This window comes from Bradyrhizobium commune (genome assembly GCF_015624505.1).
Classification (GTDB): Bacteria; Pseudomonadota; Alphaproteobacteria; order Rhizobiales; family Xanthobacteraceae; genus Bradyrhizobium; species Bradyrhizobium commune.
Map to the genome: position 1 here is coordinate 3,955,312 of NZ_CP061379.1, position 15,542 is coordinate 3,970,853.

Below are 15,542 nucleotides of genomic sequence, written 5' to 3' on the forward strand. Positions count from 1 at the left end.
GCCCGTATAAGTTGTTCGGTCGATGGATTTGAAAGCATGAACGTCCGCGTCGACCGCCGTCTGGCAGCCATCCTTGCGGCCGACGTCGCGGGCTACAGCCGCCTGATGGGCGAGGACGAAGAGGGCACCCTCGCGCGGCTGAAAAGCTGCCGCAAGACGCTCGTCGATCCCAAGATCGCCGAACACCGCGGACGGATCGTGAAGACGACCGGGGACGGCATGCTGGTCGAGTTCGGCAGCGCCGTCGACGCCGTTCGCTGCGCGGTCGAGGTGCAGCGGGCCATGGCCGGCGGCTTCGTCGACATGCCGGTCGAGAAGCGCATCCAGTTCCGGATCGGCATTCACGTCGGCGACATCATCATCGACAGCGATGACATCTTCGGCGACGGCGTCAACATCGCGGCGCGCCTGGAGGGGATCGCCGAGCCCGGCGGCATTTGCGTCTCGGACGATGCCTATCGCCAGATCAGAGGCAAGACCGAGATCGCCTATGACGATATGGGGCACCAGTCGCTCAAGAACATCTCCGAACCTATGCGGGCGTGGCGCGCACGCCCGGTGGCGGGATCAATGGCCTCTATGATTTCGGCCGACCGACCGGCGACCGCCCTCGCCTTGCCGGACAAGCCCTCGATCGCCGTGCTGCCGTTCACCAACATGAGCGGCGACCCAGAGCAGGAGTATTTTGCCGACGGCATGGTCGAGGACATCATCACGGCGCTGTCCCGCATGACCTGGCTATTCGTGATCGCCCGCAACTCGAGCTTCACCTACAAGGGTAAGGCGGTCGACATCAAACAGGTCGGTCGCGAGCTCGGTGTCCGCTACGTGCTGGAAGGCAGCGTCCGTAAAGCCGGCAGCAAGGTGCGCATCACCGGGCAGTTGATCGACACTTCAAATGGCGCGCATCTCTGGGCGGACCGCTTCGACGGCGCGCTGGAGGACGTGTTCGAGCTCCAGGATGAGGTGACGACCAGCGTGATCGGCGCGATCGCGCCGAAGCTCGAGCAGGCCGAGATCGAGCGCGCCAGGCACAAGCCAACCGACAAGCTCGCCGCCTATGACTATTATTTGCATGGCATGGCGAACATCTATCAGGGCACGAGGGACGCCAATGTCCAGGCCCTTCAGAATTTCCAGCGCGCCACGCAAATCGATCCCAACTTCGCGACTGCCCACGGCATGAGCGCCTACTGTTATGTATGGCGCAAAGCCAATGGCTGGATCGCCGATCCCGGGCAGGAAACGGCGGCTGCGGAATCGGCGGCCAGAAAGGCCGCCAAACTCGGCTTCGACGACGCGATAGCACTTGCCCAGGCTGGCTTCGCACTGGCGTTCGTCGCCGCCAATCTGGACGATGGGGCGGCGCTGATCGATCGGGCGCTGAACCTCAACCCCAATCTGGCGGCGGCCTGGCGCTTCAGCGGATATGTCCGCGCGTTTCTCGGCGACCCCGAACTCGCCATCGAGCATCTGCAGCGGGCGATCCGACTGAGCCCGCTCGACCCCTTGATCTTCATCGTCCAGAACGGGATCGTGCTGGCTCATTTCTTTGCCGGCCGCTACGACGAAGCGCTGGACTGGGCCCAGCGCGCCCTGAGACAAAACCCGAACTACGCCGCCGCGCTGATCATGGCTGCGGTCAGCGCCGCGCTCACCGGACGCAACGAGGACCGCGACAAGGCTGTAGACCGTCTGCGCGCGCTCGACCCGCAGGTCCGGGTCGCCAATTTTGCCAACGTATGGCCCTTGCGCCGTGCCGCGGACCTTGCCGCCTTCGAACAAGGCCTGCGTCTGACGGGTCTGCCGTCATAGCCGGCACGGCTGCCGCGCTGGTCCGTCGGCGTCAGCGATCCACCGTCCTCGAGGCGCTGCCGCGGTTCTTCCAGATCAGCATGATGTTGCGGACATAGATGATGGTCGCGAGCGCCTGGCCGAGGATGATGACGGGCTCGCGCTTGACGACGCCGTAGACCAGGGTCATCAGGCCGCCGCCCATCGAGCAGAACCAGAACGCCATCGGCACCACGCTGTTGCCGGCGCGCTCGCTCGCGATCCACTGCACCAGGAAGCGCGCGGTGAAGAACAATTGCGCGACCAGGCCGAAGGCCAGCCAGAAATCGAACTTGGCGACGAAGACGTCGTAGAGATAGTTGCTCAGCGCCTGGCCGTATTGGATGATCATGCCTTCACCTCAGTCACTTCCGGCGTCGGCTTCTTGCGCCGGATCAGCCACCACACGCCGGCGAGATCCATGATCCCGATCCACAGCCGGTCGAAAAATCCGTAGTTGGACACGCCGGAACGGCGCGGCCGGTCGATCACATCGACATAGGCGATGTCGAAACCTTCGCGTCGTACCAGCGCCGGCAGGAAGCGATGCAGCCCGTCGAAATAGGGCATCATCAGGAAGACCTCACGGCGGAATGCCTTCAGCCCGCAACCGGTGTCGCGCGTACCGTCGTTCAGGATCGAGCCCCGCACGCCATTGGCGATGCGCGACTGGAATTTCTTGAAACCGGTGTCCTTGCGGCCGACGCGTTGTCCGGCGGCTAACCCGACATTGGCGCCCTGCTCGACCGCCGCGATCAGGTCCGGCAGGAAGGCGGGATTGTTCTGGCCGTCGCCGTCAAGCGTCGCCACGATCGCGCCGCGGGCCGCGCGCACGCCGCTGCGGACCGCCGCCGACTGGCCGCCCGATTTGGCATGACGCAACTGCCGAAGATTGTCCCGCTGCGCCATGATCGATGCGAGCCGCTCGCCGGTTGCGTCGGTCGAGCCGTCGTTGACATAGATGATCTCATAGGCCCAGCGGCCATCGAGCGCGGCTGTGATCTCCTCGATCAGGGGCGCAATGTTGTCGGCTTCGTTGCGTACGGGGACGACGATGGAAACCGAAGGCTGGGACGACGACAAATCGAAAGCTCGTGGTTGGATGGGCCTGGTTCGGGGAACCCTCGGCCCCGCAAGCAGCCGCTTTTATGGGGCGGACGGGCCGCGGGCAACCCTTTTGAGGCGTCCGCCAAGGGGCCCGGAAAGCGGCACGATGGTGCCGTCGGCACGGATCGCAAAGCCGAGCCTGCGGGCCGCAAACCAGTAGCGCACCGCCATGGCGCCGATCATGCCGACCAGGGCGCCGGCCACGACGTCGCTCGGATGATGCGCGAGCAGCACCAGCCGCGTCAGCAGGATCACAATCGCGTAGGTGAACATGACCGCGCGCAGCCGCGGCCAGAGCGCGGAGACCGCAAAGGCCAGCGCGAACGCCGTGACCGCGTGCGCCGACGGCAGGCTGAAATAGGCCTCCGATCCCTGGAACGGGACAAAGTTGAAAGGATTGGCCTTGCCGCCGACGAACGGCCTGCCGCGCCCGATGATGAACTTCAGGATTTCGGCGATGAACACCGACAGGGCAACAGACAGAAACAGATATTGCAGCCTGGTGCCGAGGCCGAGCAGCAGCGCACGGCGCGTGCCATGCAGGCCGGCCGCAACGAGCGCGATCACGACGAGCACCGCCGCCAGCACCGAAAGCACATACTCGTCCTTGCCCAGATCAGTGAGGATGCGGATCGGCCACAGCCATGCCGTGCCGCGCGCCGGCATCAGCTGGATCTCAGTCTGATCGAACGCAACCATGAGCACGATGACGACCGCCGCACCCGCCATGCTAAGCCACAGCGAATGCCGTGCCAGTTTTCGTGCGGCATTAGCGCGGCGCGAATGCGAGGGCATGCGCACGAGCTGCGCCAGCGAACGCCACGACAGCGCGAGCAATTGCGCGGGGTAGCTCGCGTGCGGCGCGATGGTGGTCGTAACAGGCATCCTATTCGGTGCCTTCGGAGCGGAAGATCGAGATCGAGATCGCGCGTCCTTGCGAGAAATTATAGCCGTCGATGCGCGCGCCGACCTTATAACGCAGCCCGATCGCCTCGGCACGCTGCACGAAGCTGCGCTCCGAGCGCTGCTCGATCAGCGCGAAGCGGCAGCTGCCCTGCCTGAGGAAATCCGCAGCACCCGAGCCGTCGGTGAGCAGCGTCTGGGTGCCCGTCAGGAAGACAAGGCTCGGCTCGGCGTAGCCGGCCGACGCCGCCTTCGGCCCGACGCAGGTGACGTTGCGCAAGGCGCGCGCGATCTCGATGCTCGGAAACAGCGGCGTCAGCGACGGCAGCACGATGCCGTAGACCGTGACCGCCAGCATCAGGGCTGCGACCAGCGCGTTGAGCACCGAGCGCTCGGCGCGGTTGGTGTCGAACAGCCACCAGGCGAACAGGCCGAAGATCAGCGAGGCCGCGATGAACGGCCAGGCCACGAAGGCCGGCTGCCGGGTCAGCATCACCGCGCCGACCACCGCGATGATCGAGGCGGCCGCAGGGATCGCAAACCACCAGGCCGAGCCGCGCATCAACCAGGAGCGCGACAGCACACGCCGCTCCACCGCCCCGGCGGTGAGGATCGCAATCGCGGGATAGAGCGGCAGCACGTAATGCGGCAGCTTGGTCAGAACGGCCTCGAACACGATCCAGGACGGGATCAGCCAGGCCAGCAGAAACTGCGCGCCGGGCTCCCGCCGCGCCCGCCACACCGCCGGCGCCGCCATCGCCGCAAGTGGCGCTCCCGGCCAGAACGTGATCCAGAACAACGCGAGGTAAACACCGGGCGGCGCGCCATGGGATTCCTGAGCGCCGATCTTGCTCAGCATGTCGCCGCCGACGGAGTCCGCAAAGAAGGCATCGCCCGCGCGCCAGAAGATCGCGATGAACCAGGGCAGCACCAGCACCAGCATCCACATCAGGCCCCAGACCGGGCGCAGCCGCCACAGCCAGGAGGCGTCGCGGTCCTGGATCGCGAGCGCGATCACGGTGAGCCCTGCAAACATCAGGATCAGCGGCCCCTTGATCAGGATGCCGACGGCCAGCGCGGTCCAGAAGATCGCGGGCCAGCTCCAGGGCGGATGGGTCTCGTCCTCGGCGCGCTGCCAGGACAGATAGGCGCGCGACATCGCCCCCATCGCAGCGACCACGGTGAACAGCAGCATCGCGTCGGTTTTCGCCAGCCGCGCCTCGACGCCGAGCAGCACGGAAGCGCACATCAGGAGCGCGGCGAGCACCGCGGCGCGCCGCGTGACGAAGCCGAGCGCCGCCCAATAGGTCATCAGCACCGCGCCGATCGCCCCGATCAGCGACGGCAACCGATAGACCCAGATCCTCAACTCGGCCTTCGGCAGCTTGAGTGCCGTTGCGGCTTCAACTGCCACAGATTGCAACCAATAGATGCCGACCGGCTTCTTGTAGCGGACATCCTCCTGGAAGCGGATGTCGACATAGTCGCCACTCTCGACCATCTGCTTGGTCGCCTGCGCAAAGCGCGCCTCGTCACGGTCGACCGGCGGAATGGTGAAGAAGCCCGGCAGGAAGATCAGCAGCGCGCACAGCACCAGGAAGCTCACGGCGCGGGCGTGGCTGGCGGTGACGAAGTCGAGCATCAGCACGAGCCGGCTGCCCGGATTCACAGGCAATTTCGGTTCACGCGGCGCGCCAAAACGAGGGCTTGGATAGGTCTCGGCCATTGGTTCCGCTTACGCTGAAACCGCCATCGCCACAACCGCTTAAGGCAGGGTCATTGAATTCGAATGACAACTGTGTCCGCGGCGCCCGTGGCATCGATCACGGTGAGCCGTGCAAAGCCCGGACCGGGTGGATCGATCAGCCGCTGGCGCCGGCCGTCGATCTCGCCGAGCGCCAACCCGTTGACCATGACAGTCATCGGGAGGACCCCGCCGGCGACCTTCACCGGCATGGCGGCGGCCTCCGGCCCATTGGAACGATCCACGTCGATCCGGGACCCGTTGAGGGGGAACTGGATGTGCAGGGCCTGCTCGCTACCGGTTCGGACCAGTTCCCCGACCGGGCGGAACCGCTTTAGCGGCAGCGGCAGCTTGGCGTTGCTGGCCATCAAGGTTCCCTTCGGCGGCTTCGGCAGCGGAGCCGGCATCTTGCCGGTGCGGGCGAACGCGTCAAACAGGATCGGCGCGGCGGCGACACGGCCGATCAGGCCGGGAACCGGTGCGCCGTCGGGCCGGCCGACCCAGACGCCGATGGTCATGCGGCCGTCGAAGCCGACCGACCAGGCATCGCGGTAGCCGTAGGACGTGCCGGTCTTGAAAGCGATGCGGTTGTGCGCGGCGTTCTCGGGCGGCGGTGTTCCGAGCAGCACATTGCCGACCTGCCAGGCCGCAACGGGATCGAGCAGCCGCATCGGCTCGCGGTTGTCTGTGGCCGCTATGATCTCGCGCAGCTGCTTGGTGGTCCCGAGCCGGGCGAAACCCGCATAGAGCTGGGCGAGATCCTGGAGCGTCACGCCGACGCCGCCGAGGCCCATGGCGAGCCCAGGCGCCTCGTCTTTCGGCAAGATGAGATTGCCGCCGGCCTGCCGCAGTCGCGACGAGAGCCGGCTCGCGCCGACGCGATCGAGCAGCACGATGGCCGGCACGTTCAGCGACAATTGCAGCGCCTTCTTGACCCGCACCGTGCCCTGAAACGTCATGTCGAAATTTTCCGGCGCGTAGGAGCCGAAGCGGACGGGACGGTCGTCGATCAAACTGTCCGGATGGACAAACCCGTCCTCGAAAGCGAGCCCATAGATGAACGGCTTCAGCGTCGAGCCCGGCGAGCGGATGGCACGGGTCATGTCGACCTGCCCGGCCCGGCTCTCGTCGAAATAGTCGGCGGAGCCGACGCGCGCGAGCACGTCACCGCTGTCATTGTCGACCACGATGATGCCGACCGAGATATTCGGGCCGAGCGCGATGGCGCGGTCGCGCGCCAAGGGCTCCAGCACCTTCTGCAAGTTCGCATCCAGCGTCAGCTTGATGACCGGCACGTCCTTGACGGTCGCAAGCGCGCTGTCGGAGGCGTGCGGCGCCAGGATCGGCATCGGCTTGCGCAGTCTCGGCACCGCCACGGCCTTGGCCTGCTTGGCGTCCTCAGCGCTGACCGCCTGCTCCTCGACCATGCGGTCGAGCACGCGGTCGCGCGCGATGCGGGCGGCCTCGGGATAGCGGTCGAGCCGGCGCGTCTCCGGCGATTGCGGCAGCGCGACCAGCAGCGCGGCTTCGGCCAGCGACAACCGCTTCGGCTCCTTGCCGAGATAGGCGATGGAGGCTGAGCGGATGCCTTCGAGATTGCCGCCGTAAGGCGCGAGCGCGAGATAGAGATCGAGGATCTGGTCCTTGCTCAGCGTTCGCTCGATCTCGATCGCGCGCACGATCTGCCGCAGCTTTGCATAGAGCGAGCGCTGCCGCCGCGGCTCCATCAACCGCGCCAGCTGCATGGTGATGGTCGAGCCGCCGGAGACGATGTGGCCCCTTGTTGTGAGCTGCAGCGCGGCGCGTCCGAGCGCCAGCGGATCGATGCCGTCATGGGCATAGAAGCGCCGGTCCTCATAGGCGAGCAGCAGTTTCAGATAGGTCGGATCGACATTGGCTTTGGTCTCGACCGGCAGCCGCCAGCGTCCGTCCGCCATCGCGTAGGCGCGCAGCAGCTTGCCGTTGCGGTCGACGACGGAGGTGGAGACCTGACGCGCTTCGTCGAGCGGGAGAGGACCGAGCGAATAGACCCAGCCGACGAAGCCGGTGATGGCGAGGATGAGTGTGAAGGCGGCGGCCGAAAGCATGCGTCCAACACCGCGCCCTGCCCCGCCGCTGCCCTTGCTCGCCTCACTCATCTTGCTGCTCACTTCGCCGCCCGCACCTCGACACTACCCGTGCCGGTGCGGCCGTAGCGCGAGGGATTGTACATGTCCTCGACATAGGCCTGCGGCAGCACGTATTTGCCGGGCGAAACCGCGCGCACGACGTAGGCGACGGTAAACACCGCCTTGGAGTCCGCGGCGCGATCGACGGCCGCGGTGAAGCGATCGTCGCGGAATTCAGTGTTCTCCGGCTCCTCGCCATCCTCGATCCAGTCGAGCTTGCCGCTGTCGCCCGACGACACCAGGTTCGGATTGTCGATCTCCAGCCCCGCCGGCAGATAGTCGGACACCATGAGGTGGCCGAACTCAGGCTTGGCCTCGGTGATCTTCAGCACCACCGCAAAGCGGTCGTTCTGCTTGACCTTGCTGATGTCGGCTGGCTTGCCGTCGAGCGTGAAGTAATTGCGCTCGATCTTGAAGCCGGCGGACGCCGCCGGCTCCGGCGTCACCGGCGAGCCAGACACCGAGACCACCGCCTGCACCGGCGCATCGCCGGTGTTGGTGATCTTCAGCGGCTTGCCATCCAGCGTCGCCGCCTTGTAGCTGCGGTAGAGTGCCGTCTTGACCGGCTGGCCGTCGACATCGATGGACAGGTTCTCCTTCGCCAGCGCCCGCGCCGCCAGCACCAGCCACGCATTCTCCTGTGTGGAGGTGTAAGGCGTGAGCCCGCGCGCGACTTCGACCCGCGACACCGCCTGCGTCAGCGTCGCCTTCGGCGCGTTGCCTTCGCTCGCAAGCGACACCAGCGCCGCGGCATCGCGGAGCTGCGAGCCGTAATCGGTGCGGCCAAACTCCAGCACCGGCTTTGGCGCGAGCGAGTCCAGCGCTGCGCCATAGACCCGTTCCGCGCGGTTGCGGTCGCCGACCAGAGCGAGCGCGGCCGCGAGCTGAGATTTGGCGATCGGCGTCGCCAGATTGTTCAGCTTGGTGTCGGCGAGATAGCGGAGATCGCCGATCGGTGCCGCGCCGTTGCGGGCGAGCACGTAGAGGCCATATGCAAGATCACGGCCGCCGTCCTTCTCCGGCTCGTTGCCGTTGACGACGGAGTTTCTGATACGGTCGAGCGCGTTCTTGAACAGAACGTCCGGCACCGCAAAACCCTTTTCCCGGGCGCGGGTGAGGAAGTCCGTGACATAGGCGTCGAGCCAGGCATCGTCGCCGCCGGCCGACCACAGGCCGAACGAGCCGTTCGAGCCCTGACGCGCAAGGAGACGCTCGATGGCGTCGCGGATGCGCTGGTCGACTTCGGTGTCCATGGCCAGATGCGCGCCGGCCGCGAGGTCGTTGACATAGAGCAGCGGCATGGCACGGCTCGTGATCTGCTCCGAGCAGCCATAGGGATAACGGTCGAGCGCTTTGAGGATGGTCGCCGCATCGAGCGCAGTCGACAGGCTCGCCGAGATCGAGACGCTGCCGGTGCCCGGCACGAGGTCGGAGAACATGTCCGAGGTCAGCGTCAGGCTCTCGCCCTTCGCCAACGTCCGGATCGAGCGGCGTGCCAGCACCTGTGTCGCAGCCTTCACGTCGAGCGCATAGTGGCGCGCCAGCGCAAGGCCGTTCGGCCCCTTGATGTCGACGTCGAGCGTCGCCGGTCCCGCCGCGGTCGCATCGATCGCGAGCGAGAACGAGTTGCGCTGCTTGGCGGCGAGCTTGACCGTGGTTGCGGGATTGCCGGTCATCTTCACCGGGCCGCCGGTCTTGACGTTGATGACGTAGTCGCCGGCCTGTCCCTCGACATTGTCGATCTCCAGATTGACCGTGCCGTGGTCGCCACTGAGCAGGAAGCGCGGCAGGGTCGTGGTCAGCACCACGGGGTCGCGGATCACGACATCGGTGTTGGCACGGCCGAGTTTGGTCGCGGTCCACGCCACCGCCATCACGCGCGCGGTGCCGGCGAACTCCGGAATGTCGAAGCTGACTTCCGCGCTGCCGTCGGCGCCGACCGTAACGATGCCCGAATAGAGCGCGAGCGGCTTCTGCGCAGGCGGCGAGCCCTGAAGCTCGGCAGCTCCTGCGTCGCCGCCGGATTTGATCTGGCCTCGCGTGCCCGACATGCCGTCGATCAGCTGCCCGTAGAGATCGCGGATCTCCGCGCTGAGGCGGCGCTGTCCGAGATAATAATCGTCGGGCGCCGGCGGCTTGTAATTGGTGAGATTGAGGATGCCGACATCGACCGCGGCGATGACAACCTTGGCGTCTTCGCCCGGGTTGAGCCCGTCGAGCTTGACCGGGATTTTCAGCGTCGCATTCGGCCGGATCAGCGCCGGCGGTGTCAGCTTCACCTGGAGCGTGCGGGTCTGCTTGTCGATCCCGAACCACTTTAGCCCGATCGCACGCCCGGGCATACGTTGCGCAGCCGCATCCAGCGGACGGCGCAGCGTCGCCACCACATAGGCACCGGTGCCCCAGTCCTTGCCAACCGCGAGTTTGACCTGCGCGGTGCCTTCCTTGACGTCGATGGTCTGCGTGGTCAGGAGCCTGTCGCCGAGCACGTTGACGGTCAGCTTGCCGGCCGAGCGGACGTTGACCGACACCGTCATGGTGTCGCCGGAGGCATATTGCGGCTTGTCGATCGAGGTCTCCAGCAGGTCCGGCGTGTCGGCGCTGCCGTCGGAATACCAGCCGACGTCGAACTGCACCGAAGTCACCGGGCCGTCCGCGTCGTTCGACTTCACATCGAGCCGGTAGCGGCCTGGCCGGGGCGCGAGCGAAATCCGCAACGGCTTGTCGGCCGCGATCGTGACGTCACCATCGGCGACGCGCGAGGTCGACTTGACCGGCTCGTACTCCCAGTAATTGTTCTGGCGATACCATTGATAGCGCGACTCCATCTTCAGGAGCTCGTAGCGCAGGCCGTCGCGGGCTAAGGTCTTGCCCTCGGGCGAGACGAACACGATTTCGAACTCGGCCTTGTCGCCTTCCGCGACGTTCTTGTCAGCAAATAGCGGCTTGATGCCGATCAGGGCGGTCGCGGGCGCGACCGGCAGCACCAGCTTGCGCTCGACGGCGCGGCCGCCGGTCTCGACCATGCGGACGAAGATTTGCGCTTCTTGCGGACGGGTCGAAGCCGGCTGCTTCTCCAGCGTCACCGGGAAGGTCGCGACGCCATTGGCGTCGGCCTCGGGCAGGTTCTCCAGCGGCGTGCGCTCGTTCGACGTGGTCTGCTCGTCGTCAACGCCAAACTGGTAGCCGGCAAAGCCCGGACGCTCGGCAGCGGGCGCAATCAGCATGTCGCCTTCGAGCTGGAGGCCGGAGGCCGGCGCGCCATAGAGGAAATGACCGTCGGCCTTAAGCTCCACAGGAGCGTTAGCTTTGATCAGCTTGTCCTTGGCAGACAAGTCGAATTCGATTCTGTCGGGAACGTAATCCTCGACCATGAAGGTGGTCTCGCCAACCGAAGACCCCTTCGGATCGGTAAAGGCGCGCACCCGCCAGGTACCGGTCGGGACGGCCGAGTTGAGGGGGACAGCGAGCATACGTCCGCCGGCGCCCTGATCGGACAGCACGGCGCGGCGGAATTCGACGCCGTCGGGGCGCTCGATCACCAGGGTCAGCGGCCCGCCGGTGACGGCATTGCCCTGCCCGTCGCGCAAGAGCGCGGTGAGATAGACGGTCTCGCTGGAGCGGTAGACGCCGCGCTCGGCATAGACGAAGGCGTCAGCGCCAGACGGCACCACGCGGCCCGCGACGCCGCGGTCGCTGAGGTCGAAGGCCGAGGTCTTGAGGCTGAGGAAGGCATAGTCGGCCTTCTCGCTTGTGACTGTCAGCATCGCCGGCGACAGACCGCCCTCGCCGCGCGCAAGGCCCGCCTCGAACAGCACATGACCGGAATCGTCGGTCTTGCGGGTCGCCAATATCTCGTTGTTGCGCGCGACCAGCCGCACCTCGGCTTTGCCGACCGGATCGGTCGACGCCAGCGAATTGACGAACACATGGATGCCGTCGTTGCCGGAATAGGCCGAGACGCCGAGATCGGAGACGATGAACCATTGGGTTGCAAGCTGGTAGTCGTCGTCGGAGCCCGGGCCCCTGGCCGCCGCGGTCATCACATAGACGCCGGGCTGGAGCTCGCCGAGCGCCTCTTCGACCGGGAAGGCGGTGGTGACGTCCTGGTTCAGCGTCATCGCGGTCGCGAGCTCGCCGGACCAGACCTTGACGCCGCGCTCATCGCCGAGATCACCGAGCTGATATTTCGACAATGTCTTCTGGAAGTCGCTGTCGACCACCGTATTGATCAGATTGCGATCGCCGATCCGGAACACATTGACGGTGACCGCCGGCGTATTGACGCTGACCACGGGAATGCCGCGCTGGCCAGTCCTCGGCAGCACATAGGCGCGGCTGGTGAAGCGCACGAACGGCTTGCGGTCACGCACATAGACGTTGAACTCGGCCGATTTGGGCAGGCCTTCCCTCACCGTGGACGGCAGGCCGGCGCGCAGATTGATGTTGTAACGCTCGCCATGCTTCAGCCCGTCGACGCACAGCTGCTTGCCTTCGGCCGACAGGGCCGGCTTGTCTTGGCCTGCCAACGCGAGGTACGGCGCGAAGTCGGTGCGCTTGGCGAGCTCCTCCGAGAACTGGAAGCAGGCGCGCGGGCTCGCCGAATCCGAGTCCACGGTATAGTCGAGCAGCCGGAAGCCGTGCTCGTCGCGCAGCTTCTCGTAACTGCCGCGGACGTCGGCGACCTCGCGCATGTCGAGCGACAGCCGTAGCGCATCCAGCGCCGGCCGCCACAGCTTGCGCTCGGCCAGCGACTTGCCGAGCACGGCAAGCGCGTCGGCCTCCTCGCCCGGATTGCCGGCGCGCTGATAGGCGATGTAGGCGGCGGTCGAGGCGCGCTCCAGCAGGAAGGTCTGTTCGCTCGAGCTCTTCGGCGTGATCTGGAAGATGACTTTGGCCAGCCGCAGCCAGTTGCCTGCGTCCTCCGGCGTGGTCGCGGCAATCTGGCCGAGGATCGACAGGCCGCTGCGGAAATCGTTGCGCCTGAAAGCCGCGTCCGCGTCGGTGCGCAGCGTCACGCCGGTCTTGGCAACGGGCCCTGCCTCCGCCTTGATCTGCGCCTCCAGCTTGATCGCGGAATCGGCAAGGTCGTCGCGCTTGAAGGCCTTGTCGGCTGCTTGGGCTGAAACCAGCCCGGAAACCAGCGCAAGCCAAAGCGTTGCGCAGATGGTGACGGCGCGAACCAGACCAATCATGAATGGACTCCCGGAAATCGCGGACGAACGCCCGCGGGCAGCATGAAATGCTCGGAAAGGTGACGGACTGATGGCGATGGAACCAAAGGTGCAAAACGTCGCATGCGCCATGACAAGGCAAGCCCAGAGGAGACCGATCGAGATATCGCCGCGCACGCCGTCCTGAAGGCGCAGCCACACCTGACCAATCGTCCGGCGACCGTGTCCCGGAAGCTGATCAGCGTTCCCGGCGATGTGATCCATCGTCCAGTCCGCTGCCGCTCAACCCGGCACCCTGACACTCCACCGTTTCGCTTTGTCGCTTTCAGGAGGAAAACGGTTCGGTTCAGGCTTGGCGAAACACCAGATTTTTCATATTGGCATGGTAGATGAACGGCCAGCCCTCAAACCGGGGCGGCCCAAGACGGTCCCGTAGCTCAACTGGATAGAGCATCAGATTTCTACTCTGAGGGTTGCAGGTTCGATTCCTGCCGGGATCGCCAACTCTTGTGGCACGTTGATTCTTCACTGGAATCATCGCGCGGGCTCCTCGACTGTCCAGATCCATTGATGATCGATCGCCAGACCAGAGCGCGCGGCCGCAACGAGAGCTAGCAAAGATCCCCTGTCTCGCGGCAGAATGTTAAACGTCATTCGGCCACTGCCGGAGATGGGGACATCCGTTGGTGAGCGAGCCCACAGCAAAGAAGCCCGACGTTGTCGTTCTCGTTCACGGGATTCGCACGAGGGCGCACTGGCAGCGAACCGTCCCCGGCTGGCTGGCAATCAAGGGCAAGTTGGACGTCGTTCCAGTGAGCTACGGCTATGTGGGCGTAGTTGGCTTCTTGAACCCGGTTCTTGGCCGGCGACGCAAGGCCGAAAATGTCCTGAAGCAGCTCAATGAAATCAGAGCGGAATACCCCGCCAACGAGTGCCATATGTCGATCATTGCGCACAGCTTCGGCACTTATCTCGTGACCCGCATCCTTCAGGAAAACTCCTATCTCATTATTGGAGACTTGCTGCTCTGCGGGTCGGTCGCTCCCGACAGCCAAGACTGGACCAAGATCCGTAACCAGACACAGAACAGAGCTCGCGAACGGGGCAAGGGACTCCTCGTAAATGATTGCGGTTCACTCGATATCTGGCCCGTGATGGCGCGCGTCGCCACATGGGGCTTCGATTCGACCGGGACATACGGCATCAGAAAAAATGGCGTGATCGACCGCTTCCATCCGATCCGGCACAGTGAATTTTTCCAGAAGGATTTCGTTGACAAATACTGGAAGCCGTTCGTGGACAGGTCCGACGTGGTGCTCGTCGAGGACTCCGACAAGATCGAATCGCCCAAGTGGTTCGGGCTGTTTGAACTCCCCATCAAGCTGATCCTTGTGGCCGTCCTGATCGCGCTCGTGGCATCGACCGGACTTGCAAGGAAAAGCCTGACCGATCTCGTTGCGCACTTTTCGCCTCAGGCAAGTTCGTCAGACCAGGCGCGGGCGGAGATCAACAGGCAGAATGAAGAGAAATTCGTCGATGCGATTTTGCAAGCGGTATTGGGGACGGGCTCCGCTGCCTCAACCAGGCTCGACAATCAGGCCAAGGCAACAAGGTGGCTCGAGCAGCATGGGCTCTCAGTTTCTCTCGGCCAGTTCCTGACGGATCCGAACTACGCTGCGCAGCGGGTGCAAATGATGCGCGATCTTACAGCCAAACCCCAGGACAATGGGCCCTCACTCCTTCCGAGCGCGCTCCCCCCGGAGAAGCTTCGCATGGCAAAACTGATCGCAGCGAAATTCGGGGATGCCGGTTTCGGCCGCAATCAGCAGATCGCAGCAGTCGCGAACGCCATCGCTGAATCGAATCTTGATCCGAATATGAGATTGAATACCCCCGCCGAAAACGCCGTCGGACTGTTCCTGCTGAATAGTCGCGGCGGATTGGGCACAGGTTTCACCATCGAACAGCTCGCTGATCCCGAGACGAACATCGGGATCGTCGTGCAACAGGCGAAGAAGGTCCCGGAGTTCACCGCGGCCAATTCCCTGGAAGACGCGGTGACAGCTTTTGTACGATTCATTGAGAAGCCCGCCAATATACAAAGTGAGATTGCCCGTCGCACCAAGATCGCCAAGACGGTGGAGCAACTGATCTAACCACTGCCCGCAACTCCAAGGCGAGAAGACGAAACGGCGACTGCCCTGGCAGACATCTCGATTAGTGCCCTCGACGCGAGGCCAGAATGCATCCAGTCGAGGGACGCAAGCCAGAACGGGGCGATAAGCACCAGCTTAGTTCGGGTCACCGGATAGAAGCCGGCAACCATGGCCGCCGTTAATACGGCAAGTGCCCAATGACCGGGCTTAACCAAGTCCATCGCACCGACTTGCTCGGATTAGTTGTGTGCACTAGTATACGCTCGCGTTTCTGTGAGGTAATTTGGAATGACTGCGTGGGTGTTGGTGATCGCAATCTCGGTAACTCAGACGATCACCGTTCCGGGAATTGCATCGGAGAATGAGTGTGAACGACTGGCGCAGCGCTTCCGGACTACGGTCACGTTGCCGGTCCCCGGTCATAAATGCTTCGACTACAGGACCGTCGAACCGCCGC

At 64.7% G+C, this 15,542-nt stretch carries 8 protein-coding genes and 1 tRNA gene; 3 read left to right on the forward strand and 6 right to left on the reverse strand.

Annotated elements, in window-relative coordinates:
• Positions 1–36 precede the first annotated feature (36 nt).
• Positions 37–1,815 (forward strand): adenylate/guanylate cyclase domain-containing protein, encoded by a 1,779-nt coding sequence (locus tag IC761_RS18635; RefSeq protein ID WP_195798116.1) that lies wholly within the window; start codon positions 37–39, stop codon positions 1,813–1,815.
• Between the two features lie 31 nt (positions 1,816–1,846).
• Here IC761_RS18635 and IC761_RS18640 read toward each other — a convergent pair whose 3' ends face one another.
• From IC761_RS18640 to IC761_RS18665, 6 genes are all read right to left on the reverse strand, one after another.
• The gene (locus IC761_RS18640; protein ID WP_195798117.1) at positions 1,847–2,185 is read right to left on the reverse strand and encodes a lipid-A-disaccharide synthase N-terminal domain-containing protein; all 339 of its coding nucleotides are present in this window, start codon (positions 2,183–2,185) and stop codon (positions 1,847–1,849) included.
• Positions 2,182–2,916: a glycosyltransferase family 2 protein gene (locus IC761_RS18645; RefSeq protein WP_195798118.1), complete on the reverse strand. Its 735-nt coding sequence runs from the start codon at positions 2,914–2,916 to the stop codon at positions 2,182–2,184. The genes IC761_RS18640 and IC761_RS18645 overlap by 4 nt, the downstream gene beginning before the upstream one ends.
• 63 nt (positions 2,917–2,979) lie before the next feature.
• Positions 2,980–3,825 carry a phosphatase PAP2 family protein gene (locus IC761_RS18650; protein WP_195798119.1) on the reverse strand — a complete coding sequence of 282 codons (846 nt, stop codon included), beginning with the start codon at positions 3,823–3,825 and terminating at the stop codon, positions 2,980–2,982.
• Between the two features lies 1 nt (position 3,826).
• Positions 3,827–5,569, reverse strand: a complete 1,743-nt coding sequence (locus IC761_RS18655; RefSeq protein WP_195798120.1) for an ArnT family glycosyltransferase — start codon at positions 5,567–5,569, stop codon at positions 3,827–3,829.
• A gap of 50 nt (positions 5,570–5,619) precedes the next feature.
• On the reverse strand, positions 5,620–7,725 hold the full coding sequence (gene pbpC, locus IC761_RS18660; protein WP_195798121.1) for a penicillin-binding protein 1C: 2,106 nt from the start codon (positions 7,723–7,725) through the stop codon (positions 5,620–5,622).
• An 8-nt stretch (positions 7,726–7,733) separates the two neighbouring features.
• Complete coding sequence (locus tag IC761_RS18665) at positions 7,734–12,950, reverse strand: alpha-2-macroglobulin family protein (RefSeq protein WP_195798122.1); 5,217 nt, start codon at positions 12,948–12,950, stop codon at positions 7,734–7,736.
• A 405-nt stretch (positions 12,951–13,355) separates the two neighbouring features.
• Between IC761_RS18665 and IC761_RS18670 the strand changes: the two genes are divergently transcribed.
• Both IC761_RS18670 and IC761_RS18675 read left to right on the forward strand, forming a co-directional pair.
• Positions 13,356–13,432, forward strand: a tRNA-Arg gene (locus IC761_RS18670).
• Positions 13,433–13,615: 183 nt separating this feature from the next.
• The gene (locus IC761_RS18675) at positions 13,616–15,085 is read left to right on the forward strand and encodes a hypothetical protein (protein WP_195798123.1); all 1,470 of its coding nucleotides are present in this window, start codon (positions 13,616–13,618) and stop codon (positions 15,083–15,085) included.
• Positions 15,086–15,542: the final 457 nt, after the last annotated feature.

Excerpts from the sequence above, each read along its gene's own strand:
- IC761_RS18635 (WP_195798116.1), top strand. The coding sequence starts at position 37 with ATGAACGTCCGCGTCGACCGCCGTCTGGCAGCCATCCTTGCGGCCGAC.
- IC761_RS18640 (WP_195798117.1), bottom strand. The coding sequence starts at position 2,185 with ATGATCATCCAATACGGCCAGGCGCTGAGCAACTATCTCTACGACGTC.
- IC761_RS18650 (WP_195798119.1), bottom strand. The coding sequence starts at position 3,825 with ATGCCTGTTACGACCACCATCGCGCCGCACGCGAGCTACCCCGCGCAA.
- IC761_RS18655 (WP_195798120.1), bottom strand. The coding sequence starts at position 5,569 with ATGGCCGAGACCTATCCAAGCCCTCGTTTTGGCGCGCCGCGTGAACCG.
- pbpC (WP_195798121.1), bottom strand. The coding sequence starts at position 7,725 with ATGAGTGAGGCGAGCAAGGGCAGCGGCGGGGCAGGGCGCGGTGTTGGA.
- IC761_RS18665 (WP_195798122.1), bottom strand. The coding sequence starts at position 12,950 with ATGATTGGTCTGGTTCGCGCCGTCACCATCTGCGCAACGCTTTGGCTT.